The following is a 25,044-nucleotide window of genomic DNA, read 5'->3' on the forward strand; positions in this document are numbered from 1 at the left end:
GACAGATCTGGAAGTTGCTTATCAACGTAGTTAGACCAACCGGTCAATGTGGTACGTGCAAGGAGAGAACGCACCAAACTAGTTGAAGTAAACCGAGCAAGCACCAATCGGGTGCCTGCAGTTACTGCCGGGCAGGATACGACTGACCATGGCCAAAAGCCTTGAGCCAGAGGCGCGACAGCGACTCGCAACCGTTCGATGGAGTGCTATGCCACATCTCAGATCGAAAACTTACATATTTATATATAGGTTATTCGACGCTAGTAATCTGTAACATTCGGGCCCGCCTACGGAATCAGGCCGCCCCTATTTAAATTCTGCCTGTGCTTGTGTCACGACATTCTTTGCCGTGCGGACGAGTGCGCGAAAAAGTTGTTAGACAGTATTTATATCCAGCCAACTAAATGGCGTAAAAATCGAGGAGATTACGATGCATATCAGCATCTTTGGTTTGGGCTATGTCGGTGCAGTATGTGCTGGTTGCCTCTCGGCGCGTGGTCATGATGTTGTTGGCGTGGATATCTCCGCCGCCAAGATCGATCTGATCAACCAGGGCAAATCTCCAATCGTGGAGCCGGGTCTGGGTGAACTCCTGGAGAACGGCATCAAGACTGGCAAACTGCGCGGCACCACCGACTTTTCCGAGGCGATTCGTGCCACTGACCTGTCGATGATCTGCGTGGGTACGCCCAGCAAGAAAAACGGCGATCTGGAGCTGGATTTCATCGAGTCTGTCTGCCGCGAAATCGGCTTCGTCCTGCGTGACAAGACTTCCCGCCACACCATCGTCGTGCGCAGCACCGTGCTGCCGGGCACTGTCGCCAACGTGGTCATCCCGATCCTGGAAGACTGCTCGGGCAAGAAAGCCGGCGTCGACTTCGGCGTCGCGGTCAACCCTGAATTCCTGCGCGAAAGCACCGCGATCAAAGACTACGATCATCCTCCAATGACCGTGATCGGCGAATTCGACAAAGCGTCCGGTGACGTTCTGCAATCCCTGTACGAAGAACTCGACGCTCCGATCATCCGCAAGGACATCGCTGTCGCCGAGATGATCAAGTACACCTGCAACGTCTGGCACGCCACCAAGGTCACCTTCGCCAACGAAATCGGCAACATCGCCAAGGCAGTCGGCGTCGACGGCCGCGAAGTGATGGACGTTGTCTGCCAGGACAAGGCCCTGAACCTGTCGCAGTACTACATGCGCCCAGGCTTCGCCTTCGGCGGTTCCTGCCTGCCTAAAGACGTTCGCGCCCTGACCTACCGCGCAAGCTCGCTGGACGTCGAAGCGCCACTGCTCAACTCGCTGATGCGCAGTAACGTTTCCCAGGTTCAGAACGCATTCGACATCGTCACCTCCAGCGACACCCGCAAGGTTGCCTTGCTGGGTCTGAGCTTCAAGGCCGGTACCGACGACCTGCGCGAGAGCCCGCTGGTCGAGCTGGCAGAAATGCTGATCGGTAAAGGTTACGACCTGAGCATCTTCGACAGCAACGTCGAATACGCCCGCGTCCACGGCGCCAACAAGGACTATATCGAGTCCAAGATCCCGCACGTTTCGTCCCTGCTCAACTCGGACTTCGACGCCGTGATCAACAACTCGGATGTAATCATCCTCGGCAACCGTGACGAGCGTTTCCGTGCACTGGCCAACGAAGCGCCAGCTGGCAAACGCGTGGTCGACCTGGTGGGCTTCATGAAAGGCACCACCACTGAAGACGGTCAGACCGAAGGCATTTGCTGGTAAGAGGCGGCGGCAAGCGCCAAGCCACAAGCTGCAGGTTTCAAGTTTCATGCTCAGCGCTGCAAGCGGTCATCCGCTTGCAGCTTGAGGTTTGGGGCCTGCGGCTTGGTTGCAACTGACTTCAAGGGATACGAACTATGCAAAGGCTCAAGCACGGCTTGCTTCAAGCCGCAGGTTGGCTGTTTTATCTGAGTTTGCTGGCAGCCATTGCAATGGCGCTGCCCAAGTCGCTATTCGACTCTCAGTCGAAAGACTTTATTTTCCTGGTCGGTATCGTCGGTATATGGCGTTACTCGATGGGCGCAACGCACTTCGTGCGCGGCATGATTTTTCTTTACATCGTCTACCCGCACCTGCGCCGTAAAGTGCGCAAGCTGGGCGAGGCGGCCGATCCATCCCACGTGTTTCTGATGGTCACCAGTTTCCGTATCGATGCGCTGACAACCGCTCAGGTGTACAGCTCGGTGATTCAGGAAGCGATCAATTGTGGCTACCCGACCACGGTTGTCTGCTCGCTGGTCGAGATGTCGGACGAACTGCTGGTCAAGGCACTGTGGGCCAAGTACAACCCGCCCGAGCATGTGAAACTGGACTTCGTGCGCATCGCCGGTACCGGCAAGCGTGACGGTCTGGCCTTCGGTTTCCGCGCGATCTCGCGTCACATGCCGGATGACCGTGCAGTGGTTGCGGTGATCGACGGCGACACCGTTCTGGCAGAAGGCGTGGTTCGCAAGACCGTGCCGTGGTTCCAGTTGTTCGGCAACGTCGGCGGCCTGACCACCAACGAGTTCTGCGAAGTACGCGGCGGCTACATCATGAGCGAATGGCACAAGCTGCGTTTCGCCCAGCGTCATATCAACATGTGCTCGATGGCCCTGTCCAAGCGCGTGCTGACCATGACCGGCCGCATGTCTGTGTTCCGCGCCACCGTGGTCACCGACCCGGACTTCATCGCCGACGTGGAGAGCGATTCGCTCCAGCACTGGCGCCTTGGCCGCTTCAAGTTCCTGACCGGCGACGACAAGTCCAGCTGGTTCAGCCTGATGCGCCTGGGCTACGACACGTTCTACGTGCCGGACGCCGCGATCAACACCGTCGAGCACCCGCCTGAGAAGAGCTTCCTCAAAGCCAGTCGCAAGCTGATGTATCGCTGGTACGGCAACAACCTTCGCCAGAACTCCCGAGCGCTTGGCCTGGGTGTCCGTCGCCTGGGTGTGTTCACCAGCATTGTGCTGTTCGACCAGCGCGTATCGATGTGGACTTCGATTCTCGGCCTGACCGTCGCGATTCTCGCCAGCCTCAAATACGGCGTGAGTTTCCTGCTGGCGTACCTGCTGTGGATCGGTATCACACGTCTGATTCTCACGCTGTTGCTGTCGTGCTCCGGCCACGCCATCGGGCCGGCCTACCCCATGATTCTGTATTACAACCAGATCGTCGGTGCGCTGATGAAGATTTACGTTTTCTTCCGCCTCGACCGCCAGTCCTGGACTCGCCAGGACACAAAACTGAGCCGTGACATGGCCAGCTTCCAGGGTTGGTTCAACACCTGGTCGTCTCGGACCATGACTTTTTCGGCTGGCAGCATCTTTGTTGCCGTGCTGCTGACAATGGTCTGACCCGGGTCTCTGACCGCACTAATGGATCAACTCGATTAATCAGGAATTACCGCCATGAATACAGCCGTGAATGTGAACGTCGTCCATGAATCCGAAGCCCAGCGTCAGCACGCCCGGGTCAAAATCCCTGCCAAGCTGCGCCTGCTCAACGGCCAGCCCAACGCGCCGCTGGTTCGGGTCGAAGACCTCTCCGCTGGCGGTTTGAGCTATGTTGCACCAGCGGGTCTGCGCCCTTCCGTGGGTGAAGTGATCAAGGGCCGTCTGCAATTCCTGATCGACAACCTCGGTCTGGCGATGGACGTCGAACTTCAGGTTCGCGCGATCGATTCGGCGACCGGCCGCGTCGGCTGCCAGTTCCAGCATCTGGAAGCCCAGGACATCGCGACCCTGCGCCACCTCATCACTTCCCACCTGAGCGGCGAGATCGTCAGCATGGGTGAAGTGCTGGCCACCCTGCAGCGCGACAACTTCACCAAGGCTCGCAAGAACAAGGATACCGGCAGCGGCATGAGCGCCTTCGGTCGCCTGCGCGCGGTGACCTTCAGCGCCGGTATCTTCATCGTCGGCCTGGCGGCATTCGGTTTCGTGGCCAAGTCCGTCTACGGCATGTACTTCGTCAGCCACTCCACTTCCGGTCTGGTCAGCGTACCGACCATGGACGTGACCATGCCACGCGACGGCACCGTGACCAGCCTGGTGGCACCGGACGGTCAGGTCGCCAAAGGCGCACCACTGGCCTCGTTCAACACCAGCATGCTCGACGTACTCAAGGGCAACCTGGACCCGGACGAAATGCAGCCGGCGAAAATCGAAGAGCTCTTCGGTCGCCAGCTCGCCGGTACCCTCACCAGCCCGTGTGACTGCATCATCGGCAAGCAACTGGTTGCCAATGGCCAATACGCTGCCAAAGGCGACGTGATCTTCCAGATGGTGCCGCGCAACGTCGCCGCCAACATCGATGCCCGCTTCACCTACCGCCAGTTTGCCGATGTGCAGCCGGGCGCTCGCGTCAACTTCCAGGTAGCCGGCGAAGAAGGCACTCACAGCGGCAAGATCGTCAGCTCCACTGCTCTGAGCCCTGCTGACCTGTCTTCGGACCTGCGCGTACAGATCCAGCCTGATGAATCCCTGAGCAGCACCCTGGCCGGTCGCCCGGTTGAAGTGGTCAGCGATCGCGGTCCTTCGCTGAACTGGCTGATCGACAAAGCCACGGCCGCAGGTTTCTAAACATGGCTAGCCCACTACGAAGCTTGTCAGCGCCTACGTTGTTGAGCCTTGCAATCGCGATCGGTCTGAGCGGCTGTGCCGGCCTGCCCGATCAGCGCCTGGCCAATGAAGCCCTGAAACGCGGCGATACCGCGCTGGCGGAGCAAAACTATCGGCAACTGGCGGACCTGGGTTATAGCGATGCACAGGTAGGTCTTGCAGACATTCAGGTCGGTACTCGTGACCCTGAACTGATCAAGCAGGCCGAGGCAACTTACCGCGCTGCCGCTGAAACGTCGCCACGGGCGCAATCGCGCCTGGGCAAACTGCTCGCGGTCAAACCCAACTCCACCGAGGCCGAACAACGCGAAGCCGAAGGTCTGTTGAAAAAGGCTTTCGCCAATGGCGAGGCCGGCACGCTGATTCCGCTGGCGATGCTCTATCTGCAATACCCGCACACGTTCCCCAACGTGAACGCGCAGCAGAAGATCAGCGAATGGCGTGCGCAGGGTTATCCCGAAGCCGGTCTTGCCCAGGTGCTGCTGTTCCGCACCCAAGGCACCTACGACCAGCATCTGGGTGAAGTCGAAAGCATCTGTAAGGAAGCGCTGCGCGCCAACGATGTCTGCTACATGGAACTGGCGACGGTCTACCAGAAACGTGGCGAAGCGGACAAACAGGCGGCGTTGCTGGACCAGATGCAACGCGGCTATTCGGCAGGCACCGTGCCGGCCATGCGCGTCGACACCGTAGCCCGTGTGCTGGCCGATTCGACCATCGGCAAGCCGGACGAAAAGACCGCGCAGCAGTTGCTGGAGAAAGTCGCACCGGCGTACCCCGCTTCGTGGGTCAGCCTGGCGCAACTGCTCTACGACTATCCAGAGCTGGGTGACGTCAACAAGATGATGGAATACCTGGACAACGGCCGTGCTGCGGATCAACCGCGCGCCGAGCTGCTGCTGGGCAAACTGTATTACGAAGGCAAGCTGGTTTTGCCTGATGCGAAGAAAGCCGAGGAGCACCTGACCAAGGCCGCCCCGACGCAAATTTCGGCGCATTACTACCTGGGTCAGTTGTATCGCCGTGGCTATCTCGGCCATCCCGACCCGCAAAAAGCCGTCGACCAGCTGCTGACCTCCGCACGCGGTGGCCAGAACAGCGCCGACTTCGCCCTCGCGCAATTGTTCTCGCAAGGAAAGGGCATCAAGCCCGACCCGGTGAATGCGTGGGTCTTTGGTCAGCTGGCGCAAGCCCAGGGCACTCCTCAGGCCACGGAACTTGCACAGCAACTCAACGATCAATTGCCGCCTGAGAAGCGTGCCCAAGCGCAAAGTCTTCTCCAGCGAGAACAGCAGGTCCGGGGCACCACAGCGCAAAACGCGCTGGCCTTGCAGACCCTGCAAGAAGAAAAAGACGGCGAGGACGCACCTCTATGAAGCTTAAGTTGAACCCCTTGATGGCAGCCGGACTTGGTCTGGGTTTCACTCTGGTCTGGGCTACGCCGACACTGGCAGCCCTGACCGATACCCAGAATTTCGGTATTGAAGTAAAGCTGACTGGGCAACTGGAAGACGACCGTGACCTGGGCACCCGTGATGGCGGCGATGTCAACGGTGTCGGTCTGGACCTGCGCCCATGGATGTATGGCCAATGGGGCAACTGGAGCGGTTACGCGATGGGTCAGGTGGTCACTGCCACGGACACCATCCAGACCGACCCGCTGGATCAGCAGGTCACTGATGAAAACGGCCAGTCCACTCTGCGCGCTCGCAAGACGTCGAGCAGCCGCGAAGTGGACGACAGCTATGCGGCACTGCGCGAATTCTGGATCGGCTACAGCGGTTTCACGCCCTACCCTGGCGAGATCCTCAAGGTTGGTCGCCAGCGTCTGCGCAACGACGACGGCCAATGGCACGACACCAACATCGAAGCCGTGAACTGGGTGTTTGACACCACGCTGCTCAAGGCGGAAGTCGGCGCCGCACAACGTTTCAGCGAATACCGCACCGACCTGACAGAACTGTCCGCACAGGACAAGGACCGTCAGCATCTGTTCGGCGACGTCGAATACCAGTGGACGCCGGGTCAATGGGCCGGCGTTCGTGCGCACTACAGCCATGACGGCGGCAGCTTCAAGGATCAGGGCGAAGAGATCGACGATCTCGACAAGACCACCCGCGGCGACCTTACCTGGCTGGGCATTCAGGCCAACAGCGACGCTTACAACTATCGCAACCTGAACACCGTCAACTACTGGGGCAGCCTGACCTGGCTGACCGGCGACCGTGATCGTCTGGGCAGCACGTACAGCGCGGCCCGCGACGAATACGTTGCAGGCCGGAAGACCAACGAAAACGTGAATGGCTGGGCGACCGACCTGGGCCTGCGCGTGCGTCTTGATCCGATGTGGCAAGTGGGCGGCGCCTACTCCCGCGCCAGCAAGAACTACGAACAGAACGGCCTGGAAAGCAACCGCTCGAACTGGACCGGTACCCGCTCGCGCGTACACCGCTTCGGCGAAGCCTTCCAGGGCGAAATGGCCAACGTGGAATCCGGAACGCTGTTCGCCTCCTGGCAGATGCAGGACGAGTACGACGCCTCTCTGATCTACCACAAGTTCCGCCGTGTCGACGGTCATTCAGGTATCGGGGGCGCAGGGATCAACCCGGCTCGCGAGAACGTGGATGCCGACGGCGTCAGCAGCTTCGACTCCCTGCCACTGGAAGACGGCCGCAAGGATCTGGGTCAGGAAATGGATCTGGTGGTCACCAAGTACTTCAAGCAGGGCCTGTTGCCTGCTTCGGTGAGCCAGTCGTTTGACGAGCCTTCCGCGCTGATTCGTCTGCGTGCAGGCGTGTTCAAACCCGGCGATGCCTATCACAGCGGCGTGGACGATTACATGCACCGCGCCATTGTCGACGTTATCTGGCGTTTCTGATGCAAAGCAGGATCGGGTACCGCAGATCGCTGTCAGTCCGGCTTGCCGGCTGCAGCGCTCTAGCGGAAGTCACCGCCGGCAAGCCGGGCTGCTACGGGAGCTTCACCATGTTCTCGACACCGGTTGTGTCACGTTTGATGAGAGTGCAATGACATGAACAGTCAAGCAAACAGTTTGCGGCCTCGGGGCTGGCCACATGCTCTGCTGGAAAGCGCAGTGCTCAGTAGCGCTCTGCTGCTTGCCAGTGCCGGCGCGATGGCCAACAGCCCTGCGCCAGCGCCAGCGGCCGCCGCCAAGCCGGCGGCCGGGGAAGAAGTCGTCAAAGGCCTGCATCAGGCCAAGACGTACACCATCAGCAGCCCGCCCGCCGAGCCGCTGATGATGGACAAGCCCAAGCTGCCTGACCTGTCGGGTTATACCCAGCAGGCCATGCAGAAAAAGATCGTGCGGACCAAGCCAGGCAAGGTCGCGATCAGACGAATGATGCAGGAAGACTCGCTGAAGGAATTCATCGGCGGCGACAACAAGATGGCTGAGTGGGTTGCGCGTCAGCATGGCATCCCCCAGGCGATCTTCATCGAAGACGGCTACATGAACCTGCAGGATCTGGCGAAAAAGGTGCCTAAGCAGTACCTGAGCGAGACCTCTCCAGGTGTCTATCTTGCACGTCTGCCGATCGTGGTCGGCAAGACCGGTATCTTCGAGATCGACAAGAAGACCACCGAACTGCGCCTGTCGCAGGAAGCCGGTTCGTTCATGGTCAACGACAACAAGCTGTTCATCTCCGACACCCGGTTGACGGGCTGGAGCGAGAAAGCCAATGGCCCGTCGACGTTCAAGGCGCCGAAGGAATTCCGTCCGTTTCTGCTTGCCTGGGGCGGTACCCAGACCTACATGTTCAACACGAAAGTGGCGAGCCTGGGTTACAACAACAGCAAGTCGTACGGCATCAGTATTTCTCAGTACACGCCGAACATGAAGGCGCAGATGAACCGCCCGGATCCGACCGGCTGGATCGTCAACTCCGAGTTCTCGGACCTCTGGTACGGCTTCTACTGCTATGAAACCCGCGACTTCGTGGTCAAGAGCAACACCTACCACGACAACATCATTTACGGCATCGACCCGCACGACCGTTCGCACGGTCTGATCATTGCCGAGAACACTGTCTACGGCACCAAGAAAAAACACGGGATCATCATCTCCCGTGAGGTGAACGACAGTTTCATCATCAATAACAAAAGCTATGACAATCACCTGTCGGGCGTCGTGCTTGACCGGAACAGCGTCAACAACCTGGTTGCCTACAACGAGATTTACCGCAACCACACCGACGGCATCACGCTGTATGAAAGTGCCGACAACCTGCTGTGGGGCAACCGCGTCTTCGCCAACAAGCGTCACGGCATCCGGGTTCGTAACAGCACCAACATCAAGCTCTACGAAAACCTGGCCATCGGCAACGGCCTGATGGGCGTTTATGGCCACATCAAAGACCTCTCCGATACCGACCGCGACATCAAGCTCGATCCGTTCGACGCTGAGGTGTCGCTGATCATGGTCGGCGGCGAACTGACCTCCAATGGCTCAGGCCCGCTGTCCATCGACTCACCGCTTAGCGTCGAGCTGTACAAGGTGTCGATGCTTGCACCGACCAAAGCCAGCGGGATCAGCTTCAACGGCGTATTGGGCGACCGTCAGGACGAAATCCTCGATCTGCTGGTGCGCCAACAAAAAGCCGTGTTGATCGACCCGGTCGAAAGCCAGAAACAACTCCGGGACTGAGGAAGACATTTCTATGCACGCACACTTGATCAAATTGCTCAGCCTCTCCGGCCTGACCGCTGCACTGTTCGCCGCCAGCAACGCTGCCTATGCCGCTGACGCGACTGCCCCAAGCTTTACCGCCGAGCCCTGCTGCAGCCTGTGCCCGGAAGCGCACGACGAGAAAAACTACGTCACCCGTTATCAGCAGAACTTCACCACGCTGGTTCAGGCACAGGGCGACTGGCTGTTCCGTACCCGCGAAGACCTGCGCACCGAGTTCGACACCACGCCGGAAGGCTATCGTCGGATGCAACAACTGCACGACGCTTTCAAGAGCAAGGGCGTAGAGCTGGTCGTGGTGTATCAGCCGACTCGCGGCCTGGTCGACCGCAACAAACTGTTCCCGGCCGACCGCGACAAGTTCGACTACAACACCGCGCTGCGTAACTACCAGGCCATGCTCGGCCGCTTTGCAAAAATGGGCTACACCGTGCCGGACCTGTCGCCGCTGACCAACGAACAGCAGGCGCATGATTTCTACTTCCGCGGTGACCAGCACTGGACGCCATACGGCGCACAGCGCACTGCGAAGATTGTCGCCGATTCCGTGAAAAAAATGCCGGCGTTCGCCGACATTCCAAAGCGCGAATTCGAGACCCATCTGTCAGGTCGCATGGGCAAGAAGGGCACTCTGCACAATATGGCAGGTCAATTGTGCGGCACCAGCTACGCCATCCAGTACATGGATCAGTTCGAGACCGAACCTAAAGGCGAAGCGGGCGACGGCGACCTCTTCGGCGATTCCGGTAACCCGGAAATCACCCTGGTCGGTACCAGTCACAGCGGCAAGAACTACAACTTCGCCGGCTTTTTGCAGGAATACATTGGTGCTGACGTGCTGAACGTTGCGTTCCCTGGCGGCGGCCTCGAAGGTTCGATGCTGCAGTACCTGGGCAGCGACGACTTCCAGAAACACCCGCCGAAGATTCTCATCTGGGAATTCTCGCCGCTGTATCGCCTGGACCAAGAAACCATCTATCGCCAGATGATGTCGCTGCTGGATAACGGCTGCGAGGGCAAACCGGCGCTGATGACAACCAGCACCACGCTTAAACCAGGGATCAACGAGCTGTTGGTCAACGGCAAAAACGGCATCAAGGATGTGCGCAACGGCAGTAATCAGATCGACATCAAGTTCGCCGACACCTCGGTGAAAACCCTTCAGGCGCGCCTCTGGTACATGAACGGCCGCCACGAAGACCTGAAGATCGAAAAACCTGAAACATCTGAAACCGATGGGCGCTTCTCCTTCGAACTGCGCGATGACAAGGACTGGGCTGACCAGCAATTGCTCGCACTGGAAGTACAGGGTCCGGAAGCGGGCGCTGCGCCCCAGCAGGTCGAAGCGAAAGTATGCAAACGCAACGTGTTCCCGAATGTCGCGCATCAAACCGCGCAAGCCGGGTTATGAGGCTCTTATGCACACTCCAAAACTGATGCTCCCTACCCTTCTGTCTCTGGCGATGCTGTCTGCTACGGCATTCGCCACCAGCGCCAGCGCTGCGTCGACGCTCGTGCCGCCGCAGGGCTATTACGAAGGCGTCGAGAAATTCAAAAGCGGCGAAAGCAAGTTCAGCTGTGACGCGACACCGCAGCCCTACACCGGCGCGCTGCAGTTCCGCAGCAAGTACGAGGGTTCGGACAAGGCTCGCGCCACCCTGAACAAGGACTCCGAGCAGGCATTTCGCGATGCCACCAAGGACATTACGACCATGGAACGCAACACCAGCAAAGTGGTGATGCAGTACATGCGTGATGGCCGTCCGGAACAGCTCGACTGCGCCCTGAACATGCTCACCACCTGGGCCAAGGCCGATGCGCTGGAGTCGACCGACTTCAACCACACCGGCAAGTCGATGCGCAAATGGGCGCTGGGCAGCATGTCCTCATCGTACCTGCGCCTCAAGTTCTCCGAGTCCCATCCACTGGCGACCCGCCAGCAGGACGCTCAGATCATCGAAGGCTGGTTCAGCAAGCTGGCCGATCAAGTCGTCAGCGACTGGAACAATCTGCCGCTGGACAAGACCAACAATCACTCTTACTGGGCTGCCTGGTCGGTGATGTCGACCGCCGTGGCGACCAACCGCAAGGACTTGTTCGACTGGTCGGTGAAGGAGTTCAAGATCGCGGCCAGCCAGGTCGACGCCCAGGGTTTCCTGCCTAACGAGCTCAAGCGCAAGCAGCGGGCATTGGCGTATCACAACTACGCATTGCCGCCACTGGCCATGATCGCCAGCTTCGCTCAGGCCAACGGTGTCGATCTGCGCCCTGAAAACAACGGCGCACTCAAGCGTCTGGGTGACCGGGTTCTGGCAGGCGTGAAGGATTCCGGCAACGAATTCCAGGCCAAAGACGGCGAGAAGCAGGACATGACGGACCTCAAGACGGACATGAAATTTGCCTGGCTTGAACCGTACTGCTCGCTCTACGAGTGCGGCCCGGACGTCCTGGACCAGAAACACAAAATGCAACCGTTCAAGAACTTCCGTCTCGGCGGAGACCTGACCCGTACCTATGACCCGAGTCATGAAAAGGGTGAGAAAGGCGGTTCCTGAACGCGGCGACCTTGATCGTTCCCACGTTCTGCGTGGGAACGATCAGACCAGTAGGCGCAGGCAGTGAGATTCATGTTTCACCCCTCCAGTTTTTCATGGGGGGTTTGGGGGGGCTTCGGCCCTTGATGTTGGACAAACGGAGAGATAAGGATGGTTTTCTCATCCAACGTGTTCCTGTTCCTGTTCTTGCCGGTTTTCCTCGGCTTGTACTATCTGAGCGGGCAACGCTATCGCAACCTGCTGCTGCTGATCGCCAGCTACGTGTTCTACGCGTGGTGGCGAGTGGACTTCCTGGCACTGTTTGCAGGTGTGACGCTGTGGAACTACTGGATCGGTCTGCGCGTAGGCGCCGCCGGAGTGAAGACCAAACCCGCACAGCGCTGGCTGCTGCTGGGCGTGGCGGTCGACCTGTGCATCCTGGGCTACTTCAAATACGCCAACTTCGGCGTGGACAGCATCAACGCGATCATGACCTCTTTCGGTCTTGAGCCGTTCATCCTGACCCACGTACTGTTGCCGATCGGTATCTCGTTCTACATCTTCGAGTCCATCAGCTACATTATCGACGTCTACCGTGGCGACACACCGGCGACGCGCAATCTCATCGATTTCGCGGCGTTCGTGGCCATCTTCCCGCACCTGATCGCTGGCCCCGTGCTGCGTTTCCGCGATCTGGTCGACCAGTTCAACAACCGCACGCACACCCTGGACAAGTTCTCCGAGGGCGTGACGCGGTTCATGCAAGGTTTCATCAAGAAGGTTTTCATTGCCGACACCCTTGCAGTCGTGGTCGATCATTGCTTCGCCCTGCAACACCCGACCACGGGCGATGCGTGGCTTGGTGCGCTGGCCTACACCGCGCAGCTGTACTTCGACTTCTCCGGCTACAGCGACATGGCCATCGGCCTGGGCCTGATGATGGGTTTCCGCTTCATGGAAAACTTCAAACAGCCTTACATCAGTCAGTCGATCACCGAATTCTGGCGTCGCTGGCACATCAGTCTGTCCACCTGGCTGCGTGACTACCTGTACATCACTCTGGGCGGCAACCGTGGCGGCAAAGTCGCGACCTATCGCAACCTGTTCCTGACCATGCTGCTGGGCGGTCTGTGGCACGGCGCCAACATCACCTACATCGTGTGGGGCGCGTGGCACGGTGTCTGGCTGGCCATTGAAAAAGCACTGGGCCTGAACACTACTCCGCGCACGTTCAACGTTCTGCGCTGGGCCTTCACCTTCCTGCTGGTCGTCATGGGCTGGGTGATCTTCCGCGCCGAAAACCTGCACGTCGCTGCACGTATGTACGGTGCCATGTTCAGCTTCAGCGAGTGGGAATTGTCGGACCTTAACCGCGCCAGCCTGACCGGCCTGCAGGTTGCAACCCTGATCGTTGCCTACATCACCCTCGCCTTCTTTGGTCTGCGTGACTTCTATAAGAACCGCGCACCAGCCAAACCGACCTCGGACACCCGCGCCGCTGGCACGCCAGTCCCGGCTGACGGTCCTGCCGCCGCTGTGCCAGGCACGATCAAAGCCGTTCCGGGCGACAACCCGGGCAGCATCCATCAACCAGGTTACATCGTCGGCACAGAGGCACAGGTTCAGCCTGCCTACTGGACCGCCGATTGGTCGCGCTACGTCATGCGCGCCCTGATTCTGCTGATGTTCGTTGCCTCGATTCTCAAACTCTCGGCGGCCAGTTTCTCGCCGTTCCTGTACTTCCAGTTCTGAGGAGCCTGACATGACCCGTTCATTACGTTTCCTCTACATCTTCCTGTTCCTGGCGATTCTGCTGGTACTGGGCCTGTGGTCGCTGCGCAGCTTCGTCGGCTTCTCGACGTCGAAGGAAACCACTGTTCTCAATGGTCACTGGACCAAAGCAGTGGAAACCCATTACGACGATGAATTCCCGATCAAGCGCCTGGGCACCAACCTGTGGGCTGCTTTGGATTACAAGGTGTTCAACGAAGGTCGTCCGGGGGTCATCCTCGGTAAAGACCAGTGGCTGTACACCGACGAAGAATTCGACGCAGTCGCCAATGGCGAGCAGAACGAAGCTGACAACCTGGCGATCATTCAGGGCGTACGCGACACGCTGAAAAAGCAGGGCACTCAGCTGGTGCTGGCTATCGTTCCAGCCAAGACGCGTCTTTATCCGGAGCACGTGGGCGACAACAAGCCGGCCGCGCTGCACACCGACCTGTATCAGCAGTTCCATGCTCAGGTGAATCAGGCCGGGATCTTCGCTCCAGACCTGCTGGCACCGCTGCAGAGCGCCAAAGAGAAGGGCCAGGTTTTCCTGCGCACCGACACTCACTGGACGCCGATGGGCGCAGAAGTAGTTGCGCAGCAACTGGGCGCGGCGATCGCCAGCCAGACGCCTCTGAGCGGGGATCCGCAGACGTTCGTCACCGAAGCGAAGTCCAGCGCGCCTTACAAGGGTGACCTGACCAACTTCCTGCCACTCGACCCACTGTTCAGAAACCTGCTGCCCAAGCCGGATGATCTGCAACAGCGCACCACCAACCCGGCCCAGGCCGACGGTGACGGCGGTGATGCATTGTTCGCCGACAACTCGGTGGCAGTCGGTCTGGTTGGCACCAGCTACAGCGCCAACCCGAACTGGAACTTTGCTGGCGCTCTGAAGCAAGCACTGCACAGCGACGTCGTGAATTACGCCGAAGACGGCCATGGCCCGATTCTGCCGATGCTCAAGTATTTGCAGACCGATGCCTTCAAGAGCAGCCCGCCGCAGGTGCTGATCTGGGAGTTCCCGGAACGCTACCTGCCCGCTCACAACGACCTGACCGAGTTCGATCCACAGTGGATCGCCGAACTCAAGAAGGCTCGTGACCCTCAACAAAATCTGGCTCAGAACGCCAACGATTCCAACTCCGAGTCGCCCAACCGGGCGCAAAACTGAGAGGACTACTCAAAATGACCTTGCAGAACCCAACTCGCATGCCTACTCGTTCGACCAAGACCAGCCTGCTGAAAACCTGCGTTCTGGCCGCAAGCCTGGGCTTCGTGTCCCTCTCTGCCTTCGCCGGGGGCGACGCCGCTCTGTACGGCCCGACCGCGCCAAAAGGGTCGACCTTCGTTCGCGTCTACAACGCCAGCAACAGTGAAATCAGCGCCAGCGTCGGCAACACCAGCCTGAACGAAATCGGCCCACTGGCCAGCAGCGATTTCAGCTTCATGCCGCAGGGTGACTACAGCGCCAAGATCGGCAGCCAGACGCTGCCGGTGAAACTGGCGAGCGATCACTACTACACGATCGTGAACAACACGTCGGGCGCGCCACAACTGGTGGAAGAGCCACCGTTCAAGAACAAGCAGAAGTCCCTGGTTCGCGTGCAGAACCTGAGCGACAAGTCGCTGACCCTGAAGACTGCCGACGGCAAGACCGACGTGGTCAAGGCTGTCTCGGCCAAAGGCACCGGCGAGCGTGAAATCAACCCGGTCAAAGTCAGCTTCGCGCTGTTCGACGGTGACAAGAAAGTCAGCGACCTCAAGCCAGTGGCGCTGGAGCGTGGCGAAGCAGCCGTGCTGTATGTCACCGGCACCGGCAGCAACCTGTCGCCAGTCTGGGTCAAGCGCCCGACTTCGACTCAGTGAGGTAGATCGTGCGCTGCTCACGCGGCGCACGCGATTGAATTTTGATTCTGTATGAGCGCGCCTGCCCGCGATTGCAATGTGTCAGACGACAGCATTGTTCTGAACGTACCGGCCCTATCGCGGGCAAGCCCGCTCCTACAGAAATCAGCGTTCGGCGCCAGGTGATGCGGAGCAAGCACACCAAGAGGGCGCCGACCGCAGCGGTCCAAGAACAAGACAGACGAAACGACAGAAAAACCGACGTATAGCCCATTCGAACGCTATTGCTATTTGGAGAATTAAAATGATTCCAGTGATCTTGTCAGGTGGCAGCGGTTCCCGACTCTGGCCTCTTTCGCGTAAACAGTTTCCAAAACAGTTCCTGGCTTTGACCGGCGAACATACCCTCTTCCAGCAGACCCTCGAGCGCCTGCAGTTCGACGGGATGCAGCATCCGATCGTGGTGTGCAACAAAGACCACCGTTTCATCGTCGGCGAACAGCTGGCGGCGCTGGGCCTGGATACGCAAGGCATCATCATGGAACCGTTCGGCCGCAACACTGCTCCGGCAGTGGCCATCACGGCCATGATGCTGGCCAACGAAGGTCGTGACGAGTTGATGCTGGTGCTGCCGGCCGACCACGTGATCGACGATCAGAAAGCACTGCAACGTGCACTGGCACTGGCAACCGTCGCTGCCGAACGTGGCGAAATGGTGCTGTTCGGCGTACCGGCCACCAAACCTGAAACCGGCTATGGCTACATCAAGTCCACTGCCGACGCGCTGCTGCCAGAGGGCGTCAGCCGCGTGGCCCAGTTCGTCGAGAAACCAGACGAAAAACGCGCCATGGAATTCGTCGAAGCGGGCGGCTACTACTGGAACAGCGGCATGTTCCTGTTCCGTGCCAGCCGTTATCTGGAAGAGCTGAAAAAGCACGATCCGGACATCTACGACAACTGCCTGCTGACCCTTGAACGCAGCAAGCACGATGGCGACAACATCGAGCTGGACCAGGCGAGCTTCGCCTGCTGCCCTGACAACTCCATCGACTACGCCGTCATGGAAAAAACCCAGCGCGCCTGCGTGGTGCCACTGGATGCGGGCTGGAACGACGTCGGCTGCTGGTCGTCGCTGTGGGACGTCCACGCCAAGGACGAAAACGGCAACGTCACCAAAGGCGACGTGGTCATTCAGGACAGCCGCAACTGCATGATTCAGGGCAACGGCAAACTGGTCACCGTGATCGGCCTGGACAACATCGTGGTCGTCGAAACCAAAGACGCCATGATGATCGCCCACAAGGACAAGGTTCAGGGCGTCAAGCAGATGGTCAACACGCTCAATGAGCAAGGCCGCACCGAAACCCAGAACCACCTCGAAGTCTACCGCCCATGGGGCTCGTACGACTCCGTGGACATGGGCGGTCGCTTCCAGGTCAAGCGCATCTCGGTCAAGCCGGGTGCCAGCCTGTCGCTGCAGATGCATCACCACCGCGCCGAGCACTGGATCGTGGTATCGGGTACCGCTCAGGTAACTTGCGACGAGAACGTGTTCCTGCTGACTGAAAACCAGTCGACCTACATCCCGATCGCCTCGGTTCACCGCCTGCGCAACCCAGGCAAGATCCCGTTGGAAATCATCGAAGTGCAATCGGGCAGCTACCTGGGCGAAGACGACATCGAGCGATTCGAAGACGTCTACGGTCGCTCGACTCCGGGCATCGAAGCCGGCGTGAGAACTCAGACCATCGCGCGTTGATGCACCCGTAAAACCCCGTTGTAGGGCCCCCGCCCACTCTCTGCGTATCCCCATCCGCAGAAGGTGGGTGGGGGCTTTTTTTTCAGCCGTCGGGTATTGAGCGCTGCGCATTTACCCGACAAATCATGTCCGCGACAATGTCTTCAGTTCGAACCTGCCTTTCTTCAAGCCGAACTTTCCTGCGCCCAAGACGAGCCCTCCCGGTACCAGAACCTGTGGGCGATACAGCGCGTTGACCACCTCGCTCAGGTTTTCGGCAGATCGGTCACCCGCACTCCACTCCACGACAGCAGTCCGGGTTCTGTCACTCATTCCACGCAAGTCCAGCGCAGTTCTCAGGCCTATACCCTTCAACATGTCATTGCCGAGATAAAGCAGATCCACCTCTTCGTTAGGCGCAAGACCATCGCGCGACCAAAAGTCCTCAAATTTTTGATCGGTATCCACTTCGTTGGCTAACCAGGAAAGCTTTTGCGCTCTCTCTTTCGAGATCTGACGCTCTTTAAGCTCGAACAGGTCTTGCATCTGGACGTGGCTGAATTCATGTTTGTTGCCCAGTGACGCCATCGCTGCGTGATAACGGTAATCCCCAAATCTGGACGTCGGCTTACGCGGTCCGCTCCCGCCCGCTTCCAGCGAAAAAAATGCAAAATCAGTTGTCCCGAACCGATCAACGTCAAGTGCAGAGTTCTTTAACTCCCCGCCGGTGGAGAGCCTTTGGACGCCCTGCAACGAGAGAATGTCGACACCCTGTGCCGTCGTGAAATCCTTGTTGCTGAAGTGCGTGATCCAGACGGTTTCTGGAGACAGGTTGGCAATGCGGGCAGCGACAATCTTTTCCCGTTCGCTATCGAGCTCGCTCTGCATGGACCGGATGTTTCGTTCAGATAACCGACGTATCGTGTCCAGACCTCCCTCGCCGGGGAGCTGGAGACCTTTCCATATCCAGCCCGTGAACATCTGATCGTACACGGCCACCGCGGCGGTCTCGGCGTTTGAAGACGCGTGCGTCGGACTGGCTCCTGAAGGGTCTTTGAAGGTCAGCGGATTATTGCGTACGAACCGGTAGTGATTGGGGCCATCAATCCATCCTGCCGGATCCGGATTGAGCCACCTCATCAACCACGGCGCGTAATACCGCATGCCGTAATAGTAGAGCCCGGTTGCGTCCCGTTCCTTTCCCGAATAGCGCACGGTTCTGTAATGCGTTTCAATCTGCGAGCGACCGGCCCACCAGGACGTGCCACCGAACGGGTAATACGTTTCCTGGCTGATGAGTTGACCTTGTCCATCAAGTTCCAGCGTGGCCGAGCCCAGATGATTTGTGAGGTGCAAGCGCACTTGATCGTTTTCGACGACATCAGGTTTGCCGCGCTGCCAGTGCAGAATGCGTACTTCATTGCGTGCGGTCGGGATGGTCATCACGTGGAGCTCTTCGTCACGCGCAGTGTTGGTGCGGATCTCAAGGCCCGGCAGGTATCGCGCCTCCTCCTTGTGTTGCAGCGATCGGGCTTGTGTGGTTCGCAGCTTGCGCACGCGCTGGCCGCCAGAGTCGTAGACGTAAATCTCGCTGTCGTCCTGCTCTGATTCGCGCGCCACTGGCGTCACTTTGCGTAATTGGTGACGCACATCCCACTCCAGTTTCTGCCCGGGCGCGAGTTGCAACATGTTTCCGCAGGCGTCGAACGCCTCGGCAATAACGGCCTCTGTGGGCGGCACGTCATTGAGCAACGTCAGGCAGCGGTTGCTGCACTTCGCAGCCATTAACCTCTGTGAATGGTTTTGCGTGCCCACATGACTGAGCTTGAGCAGATTTCCCCCGGCGTCGTACTCAAACGTTTGCCGGTAATCAGTCAGTCTGGACGAGTCGACAGGACACTGGAACCCCGCAAGGTCGGGGCCTCGGTTGATCGCCGCCAGCTCGTACCCCGTCGCGTCCATCAGTCGATAAAGCGTGTCGTACGTGAAGGTGCTGATTGGTTCGATGCGTCGATTAATGAAGTGGGTGACGGCCACCGAGGCATCTTCGACACTGACCACGTTGCCCACAGGGTCATAGCCGTATTGCAGATCCTGCAACCTCTCGCCATGTGGGCGCGAGGCTTTGAGCTGCAACAGCCGGCCGTCGTCCTCGGCGTAGAGTGCCCAACTGACGACGCCATTACCGGCTGCCTCTGAAACCACCCGGCTGTGTGCGTCGTAACGAATATCGCTGACCAGCGTCAGTGACGGTTTGCCGGGCAATTGCACGCTCGACTGCTTGAGCAGACCGGCGACCGTTTGACGTGACAGCCGCCTGTTACCCACGGCATCGAACTGCTCGATGACTTCACCTGTCGGCGCAAATCGCCAGGCGGTCTGCGCGCCGTCGCCAGGCTCAATAAACAAGTCACGGGCTTCTGGCGGTTCTGGCCAGTCGGGGGGGTCCTCCCCGCTCACGAACCGGCGCATCTGCCGGGTCAGATTACCTCGAAGATCGAAAGTGGCATTGAGCAGCGTTCCAGCCGGATCATCGTGACGAATCAACCGCCCGGCTTGATTGGCGGGGTGAGCTTCGGGACCTGCGTAGGTCATTCGCTCCACACACATCTCGTAAGTGCCGTCGCTTTCAAAGACCGCCACGGGCCGTGACAGCTCGTCATGATCCACCCGCTGCGAATGCCCGTTCGCATCCCAACGGCAACGCGCAAGACCGTTTTCCCCAAGCAGCTGCACGGTCCAGCCGGCGTCCACGCTGTCATTCAGCAGCGTCTGGCCGGAGAGTGAGAAGACCCTGGCGACATTCGGCGGCGCGTTGGCTGCCCACAATCTGGGGTCCCACACAGCGGTACGCCGGCCTGCACCATCGTAGACCGAACGATCGATACGCTCCGACAAGGGTTCATCGATCTGCCGTCGATGAAAAGACACGGCACGAACCGGCAGGCCACGTGGCTCAACCACGGTCAGCCCGGGTGTATGGGCGTGCAGAGCGGAGAGAGGCGCCATATCCGTGCAGTCCTTTGCGGCAGATAGTTGAAGACTAGTGCTTCACGCCTCACAGACACGACCACTGATCCGACACTCCACGCAAAGGCGCATTGGTCTCGCTGCTGCCTTTCGGTACGATGCCAGCATTCGCATTCACGAGTCCGAAGACATGCTTATCGGCGCCGTACTGATCCTCACCTGGCTGGTCCTTCTGCTGCGTTACCCCGCCAGAGCCCTGCCGGTTTCGCTGGCGGCGGCGGTCGGCCTGGGTATCGTCGCGGCGGTGGTGATGTGGCAGGACAGTCGAGAAACCCAGCGTCTGGAGCGTCTGCAGTTGCGCCTGGATTTCGCACCGCAGCAGTGCCCGACCGGTCGGCCGCTGCTGGTTCTGATCGATAACGGTAACAATGTTGCCCTCACGGAGCTGCGCTGGAAGGTGGCGGCCTACGCGCCCGGCGACACGGTCAACCTCGCAGAAGATACCTACACGGCGCCGCGCTATCGTGGTCCGGGCGAACTGCTGCCGGGCAATCAATGGCAGGATTGCCTGCCGCTGCCGCCCCTTCGCCCGGGTTACCGGCCGCAGACGCTGAATTTCCGCGCCGAGCGCCTGCAAGGCACGTTCTCGGACTGACCCTCTCGACTCAAGGAATGAACCCTATGCCTGTCGTCCTGATCACCGGTTGTTCCAGCGGCATCGGCCGCGCCATGGCAGACGCATTCAAAGCGTCCGGGCACGAGGTCTGGGCCACCGCGCGCAAGGCTGCGGATGTTCAGGCACTGGCTGCGGCAGGCTTTCAGGCGATGGAGCTGGACGTCAACGACAGCGCTGCGCTGGAGAAACTGGCCGCTGCGCTCGATCGCCACGGTAAGGGACTCGATGTGCTGATCAACAATGCCGGTTACGGCGGCATCGGACCGCTTCTCGACGGCGGTGTGGAAGGTATGCGCAGACAGTTCGAAACCAACGTGTTCTCTATCGTCGGCGTGACGCGCGCGCTGTTCCCCCTGCTGCGTCGAAATAAAGGGCTGGTGGTGAACATCGGCAGCGTTTCAGGGGTGTTGGTCACGCCATTCGGCGGCGCTTATTGCGCCTCGAAAGCGGCCGTTCATGCGATGAGCGAAGCACTGCGCATGGAACTGGCGCCGTTCGGCATGCGCGTGATGGAGGTGCAGCCCGGCGCCATCGACACGCGATTTGCGAGCAATGCCAGCCAGGCAGCCGAGCAGGTCATCCATGAAAGCTCCCCGTGGTGGCCGCTGCGCGAAGGCATCCGCGCGAGGGCCAACGCGTCCCAGGGCAATCCGACCCCGGCCAAGGACTTTGCCCGCGATGTCCTCAACGCGGTTCAGAAAGACAAACCACCGCGCTTGCTGCGCTCCGGCAACGGCAGCCGCGCCCTGCCCCTCATGGAGCGGCTGTTGCCGACAGCCCTGCTGGAGAGAATCCTGAGCAGGCGCTTCAAGCTCAATCAACCGCTGTGACCGGCATTCAGGGTTGCCAGGCCGCATGGGCACGCGCAGCATCGACTGCGTCGGTCTCGCTTACTGCTCAACCTCAGGATTGACGATCACGGTACAGGTGATGCCCGCCGCCAGCACGACGCTTTCCGGCACGTGGTCCAGGTGAATGCGGACCGGGACACGCTGGGCCAGACGCACCCAGTTGAAGGTCGGGTTAACGTCGGCGATCAGCTCGCGGCTTTCAGGGTTGTCGCGGTCGTAGATGGCGCGGGCGATGCTTTCGACGTGGCCCTTCATCACTTCGCCGCTCATCAATTGCATGTCGGCCGGGTCACCGATCCTGACGTGCGGCAGTTTGGTTTCTTCGAAGAAGCCGTAGACCCAGAACGAGTTCTTGTCGACGACTGCCATTTTCGCCTCGCCGATGCGCGCGTAATCGCCGCGATGCACATTGAGGTTGGTGACGTAGCCATCCACCGCCGCCAGAACTTTGGTGCGTTGCAGGTTCAGTTGCGCCGCTTCCAATTGTGCGACGGCCAGCTGGTAATCGGCCTGTGCCGAGTTGGCGACGTTGGAGGCGTCTTCGCGGTTTTCTGCGGAGATCACCAGCGCGTCCATGTCCTTGCGACGATTGGCGTTGACCTTGCGCATCTCCCAGGTTGCTTTGCGCGAGGCCACCAGCGCTTCAGCCTGCTTGACCGCCAGCTGGTAGTGATCAGGGTCGATCTGCATCAGCAGGTCACCTTTTTTCACCGGCTGGTTATCCTTGACCGGGACGTCGATGACCATGCCGCTGACGTCGGCGGCAACGTTGATCACATCCGCGCGCACGCGCCCGTCACGCGTCCAGGGCGTGTCCATGTAATGAATCCACAGCAACCGACCGATCCAGATGGCCAGCGCCAGAATCAGTAAAGTGGCGATCAGACTAAAGACCTTTTTCATGTCAACCAACGTGCCTCAACGGTAAACAGTGAGCGCCATCGCGCCGAAAATGCAGCTGAACAGGCTCAGGCGCAGCAGCGCCGGATGCCAGAAAAAACGGTACAGATCGAGCCCGGACATGAAGCGATCCAGCGCCCAGGAAAGCACCATCGCGACCAGAAACATCACGGTCACGCTCGGCATGTAAACGCCGTGAAAGGCAATTTCACGTGGCATGGGGAAGTCCTTGAGGCTCCAGAGCGGGCGGTTGTGCTGGCGCATAGGCCGCCAACGGTGACTGCGGGTCCAGCAGACAGGTGCGGATGAAGTGCAGATAGCTCTTGACTCGTCGCAGCGCCGACGTGTCGAAATGCGGGGCGAAGGGTTCGTCGGTGTTCTGCACGCAGAAGATTGCGTGATCCACGGCGTACAGGCCGCGCGCCAGGTTGTGCCGGTCCGGCTGAAGGAACAGACGAATCAGTGAACGGCCCATGGCCCGGATCGCCTGCCGCCACGGCTGCGACTCGGCATAACTGGGGTGCACGGGCAGGACATCCTGCTCGCGACGCAGCTCGATAATTGCGTGGCCGATCTCCAGCACCACGAACATCCAGCGCAGCAGATTGCGCTGCACTTCCGGTTTGCCCGCCGCCAGGCCATACGCCTGATGCATCAGGTCGCGGGTGCGGCTCTCGAAATTCGAACGAATGCCGCGCAACGGCGCACTGATGGCAAAACTCACTTGCTGACGCAGATCGCCTTCCAGCCGCTGCCAGAGCCAGCGGCTGTTGGGCGGCAGAATGATCCCCCCCGCCGCCGCACACAGCAACATGCCCAAAACCATGGCGATGTAATCGTTGATGAAGGCATATGGGTTGTAGACCGTCAGGTTGTCCGGGGCGGAGCCGATGCTGAAGAAGATCAGCAAGCCCAGACCGTAACCGACCCACTGCGGCCGCGTGGTGAGGAACACGCCGAACACGAAAACCGGCGCCAGCACCATGCACAGCAAAGGGAAGCCATCGATGCGGGGCAGGACGAAAAAGGTGATGAAAAAGCCCAGCAGCGCGCCGAGAAAGGTGCCGCACGCCATCTGGAAAGACATGCGTCGCGGATTGGGCGTCGTCGCCGACAATGCGACCGTCGCCGCCGAGACCAGTGTCATTGAAGCGCCGCTCGGCCAGGCGGTCGCCACCCAATACACTGACATCATGCCCAGGATGAACGTCGCCCGCACGCCGGAGGCGACCGACGCCATCCAGTTGGTGGTGGAGACGAAGGGCTCGACCCATTTCTCACGCGCATGGCTGTGGTCAGCCAGAGACGCGTGCGTCTGGGCGTAATCGTGCATGTCGTCGACGAAGCGATACAGCAGTTCGTAGGCGGTGTGGAAATCCAGAAGGTCGTCGTCGCTGGGGTTTGTCTTGACGAACTCGGCCCGCAGATTGCGCACGCGGTCAGGCAGGTCAGCCTTGTAGACGCTCAGACGATCGGCCAGCAATGCCGCATCTGAGTCGGTCAGCGGGCGTCCGGCGAAGGGTTCGAGCAACTGCGTGAGCGCTCGCAGACCCGGTTCAATGGCTTGCACCGCCGCCGTAACGCCTCGGTTGCGTAAGCGCTCAAGCAACTGGTGCAGCGCGTTGAAACGGGTGGTGATGGTCATGAATTCGCTGTTCAGGCGATTGAGCCGACCGTTGCGCCGACGCATGTGCGGGTCTTCGAAAACCGTCACGGCGCGAAGGCCTTCGAGCCCCACGGCATCGGCAATGAAGCGCACGTTGCTGGCCTCGAACGCCGCCGGATCGCTGGCACCGCGCAGGCCACTGATGACGAATTGAGCGAAGGTGCCAAAGCGCTGATACAAGGTATTGCGCATGGCGGCGCCCGAGCTTTGCGGCAGGATCGCAGCGGTGACCAGGGTCGAACAGACGATGCCCAGAGAAATCTCCAGCAACCGCCAGACTGCGGCCATGAACGAAGTTTCAGGGTGGGCCAGCGCGGGCAGGCCGGTCATCGCGGCGGTGTAGCCGGCCAGCACGAAACCGTAGGCACGGAAGTTACGATACCGCGCAGCACCGGCGCAGCAAAAGCCGACCCAGATGGCCAGACTGCCAAGGAACAATTCACTGTTCTGGGCAAACAGCGCCATGAGCGTAACCATCACCACCGAACCTGCCAGCGTGCCGAGCAGGCGGTAAAAGCTCTTGGCGAATACATGCCCGCTCTGCGGCTGCATGACGATGAACACAGTAATCATGGCCGTGCGCGGCTGCGGCAGCTCCAGACGCATCGCGATCCAGTACGTCAGGAAAGCGGCGATCAGCACCTTGAAGATGTAGATCCACGTCACGCCGTCGCTGCGCGCCCAGCCATTGAGTTCGCGCCGCCATTCCAGGGATTTGAGCCAGCTCAGGGCTTGATTCATTTCAAATCACTCCCCG

The 25,044-nt window shown here is 59.8% G+C and carries 18 protein-coding genes; 14 read left to right on the forward strand and 4 right to left on the reverse strand.

The window, feature by feature from the left end; translation table 11 throughout:
* The first annotated feature begins 430 nt into the window (after nucleotides 1–430).
* The 12 genes from BMZ10_RS12335 (at nucleotide 431) to BMZ10_RS12390 (ending at nucleotide 17,245) form a co-directional block, all read left to right on the forward strand.
* Nucleotides 431–1,747 (forward strand): nucleotide sugar dehydrogenase, encoded by a 1,317-nt coding sequence (locus BMZ10_RS12335; protein ID WP_093462100.1) that lies wholly within the window; start codon nucleotides 431–433, stop codon nucleotides 1,745–1,747.
* A 134-nt stretch (nucleotides 1,748–1,881) separates the two neighbouring features.
* Complete coding sequence (gene alg8, locus BMZ10_RS12340; protein ID WP_093462103.1) at nucleotides 1,882–3,363, forward strand: mannuronan synthase; 1,482 nt, start codon at nucleotides 1,882–1,884, stop codon at nucleotides 3,361–3,363.
* A 54-nt stretch (nucleotides 3,364–3,417) separates the two neighbouring features.
* The gene (locus tag BMZ10_RS12345; RefSeq protein ID WP_093462106.1) at nucleotides 3,418–4,590 is read left to right on the forward strand and encodes a PilZ domain-containing protein; all 1,173 of its coding nucleotides are present in this window, start codon (nucleotides 3,418–3,420) and stop codon (nucleotides 4,588–4,590) included.
* 2 nt (nucleotides 4,591–4,592) lie between these two features.
* Nucleotides 4,593–6,005 carry an alginate biosynthesis TPR repeat lipoprotein AlgK gene (gene algK / locus BMZ10_RS12350; protein WP_093462109.1) on the forward strand — a complete coding sequence of 471 codons (1,413 nt, stop codon included), beginning with the start codon at nucleotides 4,593–4,595 and terminating at the stop codon, nucleotides 6,003–6,005.
* Entirely contained in the window at nucleotides 6,002–7,507 is a 1,506-nt protein-coding gene (locus tag BMZ10_RS12355) for an alginate export family protein (RefSeq protein ID WP_093462112.1), read from the forward strand. The genes algK and BMZ10_RS12355 overlap by 4 nt, the downstream gene beginning before the upstream one ends.
* Before the next feature lie 153 nt (nucleotides 7,508–7,660).
* Complete coding sequence (gene algG / locus BMZ10_RS12360; protein ID WP_093462115.1) at nucleotides 7,661–9,292, forward strand: mannuronan 5-epimerase AlgG; 1,632 nt, start codon at nucleotides 7,661–7,663, stop codon at nucleotides 9,290–9,292.
* Nucleotides 9,293–9,305: 13 nt separating this feature from the next.
* Entirely contained in the window at nucleotides 9,306–10,745 is a 1,440-nt protein-coding gene (locus BMZ10_RS12365) for an alginate O-acetyltransferase (RefSeq protein ID WP_093462118.1), read from the forward strand.
* 7 nt (nucleotides 10,746–10,752) lie between these two features.
* Nucleotides 10,753–11,889, forward strand: a complete 1,137-nt coding sequence (locus tag BMZ10_RS12370) for a mannuronate-specific alginate lyase (protein ID WP_093462121.1) — start codon at nucleotides 10,753–10,755, stop codon at nucleotides 11,887–11,889.
* 150 nt (nucleotides 11,890–12,039) lie between these two features.
* Entirely contained in the window at nucleotides 12,040–13,620 is a 1,581-nt protein-coding gene (locus tag BMZ10_RS12375; protein ID WP_093462124.1) for an MBOAT family O-acyltransferase, read from the forward strand.
* A gap of 10 nt (nucleotides 13,621–13,630) precedes the next feature.
* Complete coding sequence (locus BMZ10_RS12380; RefSeq protein ID WP_093462127.1) at nucleotides 13,631–14,812, forward strand: alginate O-acetyltransferase; 1,182 nt, start codon at nucleotides 13,631–13,633, stop codon at nucleotides 14,810–14,812.
* 38 nt (nucleotides 14,813–14,850) lie between these two features.
* A complete protein-coding gene (locus BMZ10_RS12385) occupies nucleotides 14,851–15,507 on the forward strand; it encodes an alginate O-acetyltransferase AlgF (protein WP_093462591.1) in 657 nt (218 codons plus the stop codon).
* 283 nt (nucleotides 15,508–15,790) lie between these two features.
* The gene (locus tag BMZ10_RS12390) at nucleotides 15,791–17,245 is read left to right on the forward strand and encodes a mannose-1-phosphate guanylyltransferase/mannose-6-phosphate isomerase (RefSeq protein ID WP_093462130.1); all 1,455 of its coding nucleotides are present in this window, start codon (nucleotides 15,791–15,793) and stop codon (nucleotides 17,243–17,245) included.
* A gap of 123 nt (nucleotides 17,246–17,368) precedes the next feature.
* On the opposite strand, the gene BMZ10_RS12395 is transcribed toward BMZ10_RS12390, so the two are convergent.
* Nucleotides 17,369–20,233, reverse strand: a complete 2,865-nt coding sequence (locus BMZ10_RS12395; protein ID WP_093462133.1) for an RHS repeat domain-containing protein — start codon at nucleotides 20,231–20,233, stop codon at nucleotides 17,369–17,371.
* A gap of 151 nt (nucleotides 20,234–20,384) precedes the next feature.
* Here BMZ10_RS12395 and BMZ10_RS12400 point away from each other — a divergent pair, with 151 nt between their 5' ends.
* A complete protein-coding gene (locus BMZ10_RS12400; protein ID WP_093462136.1) occupies nucleotides 20,385–20,849 on the forward strand; it encodes a multidrug transporter in 465 nt (154 codons plus the stop codon).
* A 26-nt stretch (nucleotides 20,850–20,875) separates the two neighbouring features.
* A complete protein-coding gene (locus BMZ10_RS12405) occupies nucleotides 20,876–21,700 on the forward strand; it encodes an SDR family oxidoreductase (RefSeq protein WP_093462139.1) in 825 nt (274 codons plus the stop codon).
* A gap of 60 nt (nucleotides 21,701–21,760) precedes the next feature.
* Here the strand turns inward: BMZ10_RS12405 and BMZ10_RS12410 are convergent, their stop codons facing one another.
* The 3 genes from BMZ10_RS12410 to BMZ10_RS12420 are packed head-to-tail and all read right to left on the reverse strand — an operon-like array spanning nucleotide 21,761 to nucleotide 25,028.
* Nucleotides 21,761–22,624 (reverse strand): efflux RND transporter periplasmic adaptor subunit, encoded by an 864-nt coding sequence (locus BMZ10_RS12410; protein ID WP_093462142.1) that lies wholly within the window; start codon nucleotides 22,622–22,624, stop codon nucleotides 21,761–21,763.
* A 15-nt stretch (nucleotides 22,625–22,639) separates the two neighbouring features.
* Nucleotides 22,640–22,840, reverse strand: coding sequence for a DUF1656 domain-containing protein (locus BMZ10_RS12415; RefSeq protein WP_093462144.1), 201 nt, complete (start codon nucleotides 22,838–22,840; stop codon nucleotides 22,640–22,642).
* On the reverse strand, nucleotides 22,830–25,028 hold the full coding sequence (locus BMZ10_RS12420; RefSeq protein WP_093462147.1) for an FUSC family protein: 2,199 nt from the start codon (nucleotides 25,026–25,028) through the stop codon (nucleotides 22,830–22,832). The genes BMZ10_RS12415 and BMZ10_RS12420 overlap by 11 nt, the downstream gene beginning before the upstream one ends.
* Between the last annotated feature and the right edge of the window lie 16 nt (nucleotides 25,029–25,044).

The organism is Pseudomonas sp. NFR16, assembly GCF_900108875.1.
Taxonomy (GTDB): domain Bacteria; phylum Pseudomonadota; class Gammaproteobacteria; order Pseudomonadales; family Pseudomonadaceae; genus Aquipseudomonas.

Bases quoted from the DNA above. Each gene is read 5' to 3' on its own strand.
- BMZ10_RS12335 (WP_093462100.1), top strand. From the start codon at position 431: ATGCATATCAGCATCTTTGGTTTGGGCTATGTCGGTGCAGTATGTGCT.
- alg8 (WP_093462103.1), top strand. From the start codon at position 1,882: ATGCAAAGGCTCAAGCACGGCTTGCTTCAAGCCGCAGGTTGGCTGTTT.
- BMZ10_RS12345 (WP_093462106.1), top strand. From the start codon at position 3,418: ATGAATACAGCCGTGAATGTGAACGTCGTCCATGAATCCGAAGCCCAG.
- algK (WP_093462109.1), top strand. From the start codon at position 4,593: ATGGCTAGCCCACTACGAAGCTTGTCAGCGCCTACGTTGTTGAGCCTT.
- BMZ10_RS12355 (WP_093462112.1), top strand. From the start codon at position 6,002: ATGAAGCTTAAGTTGAACCCCTTGATGGCAGCCGGACTTGGTCTGGGT.
- algG (WP_093462115.1), top strand. From the start codon at position 7,661: ATGAACAGTCAAGCAAACAGTTTGCGGCCTCGGGGCTGGCCACATGCT.
- BMZ10_RS12365 (WP_093462118.1), top strand. From the start codon at position 9,306: ATGCACGCACACTTGATCAAATTGCTCAGCCTCTCCGGCCTGACCGCT.
- BMZ10_RS12370 (WP_093462121.1), top strand. From the start codon at position 10,753: ATGCACACTCCAAAACTGATGCTCCCTACCCTTCTGTCTCTGGCGATG.
- BMZ10_RS12375 (WP_093462124.1), top strand. From the start codon at position 12,040: ATGGTTTTCTCATCCAACGTGTTCCTGTTCCTGTTCTTGCCGGTTTTC.
- BMZ10_RS12380 (WP_093462127.1), top strand. From the start codon at position 13,631: ATGACCCGTTCATTACGTTTCCTCTACATCTTCCTGTTCCTGGCGATT.
- BMZ10_RS12385 (WP_093462591.1), top strand. From the start codon at position 14,851: ATGCCTACTCGTTCGACCAAGACCAGCCTGCTGAAAACCTGCGTTCTG.
- BMZ10_RS12390 (WP_093462130.1), top strand. From the start codon at position 15,791: ATGATTCCAGTGATCTTGTCAGGTGGCAGCGGTTCCCGACTCTGGCCT.
- BMZ10_RS12395 (WP_093462133.1), bottom strand. From the start codon at position 20,233: ATGGCGCCTCTCTCCGCTCTGCACGCCCATACACCCGGGCTGACCGTG.
- BMZ10_RS12400 (WP_093462136.1), top strand. From the start codon at position 20,385: ATGCTTATCGGCGCCGTACTGATCCTCACCTGGCTGGTCCTTCTGCTG.
- BMZ10_RS12405 (WP_093462139.1), top strand. From the start codon at position 20,876: ATGCCTGTCGTCCTGATCACCGGTTGTTCCAGCGGCATCGGCCGCGCC.
- BMZ10_RS12410 (WP_093462142.1), bottom strand. From the start codon at position 22,624: ATGAAAAAGGTCTTTAGTCTGATCGCCACTTTACTGATTCTGGCGCTG.
- BMZ10_RS12415 (WP_093462144.1), bottom strand. From the start codon at position 22,840: ATGCCACGTGAAATTGCCTTTCACGGCGTTTACATGCCGAGCGTGACC.
- BMZ10_RS12420 (WP_093462147.1), bottom strand. From the start codon at position 25,028: ATGAATCAAGCCCTGAGCTGGCTCAAATCCCTGGAATGGCGGCGCGAA.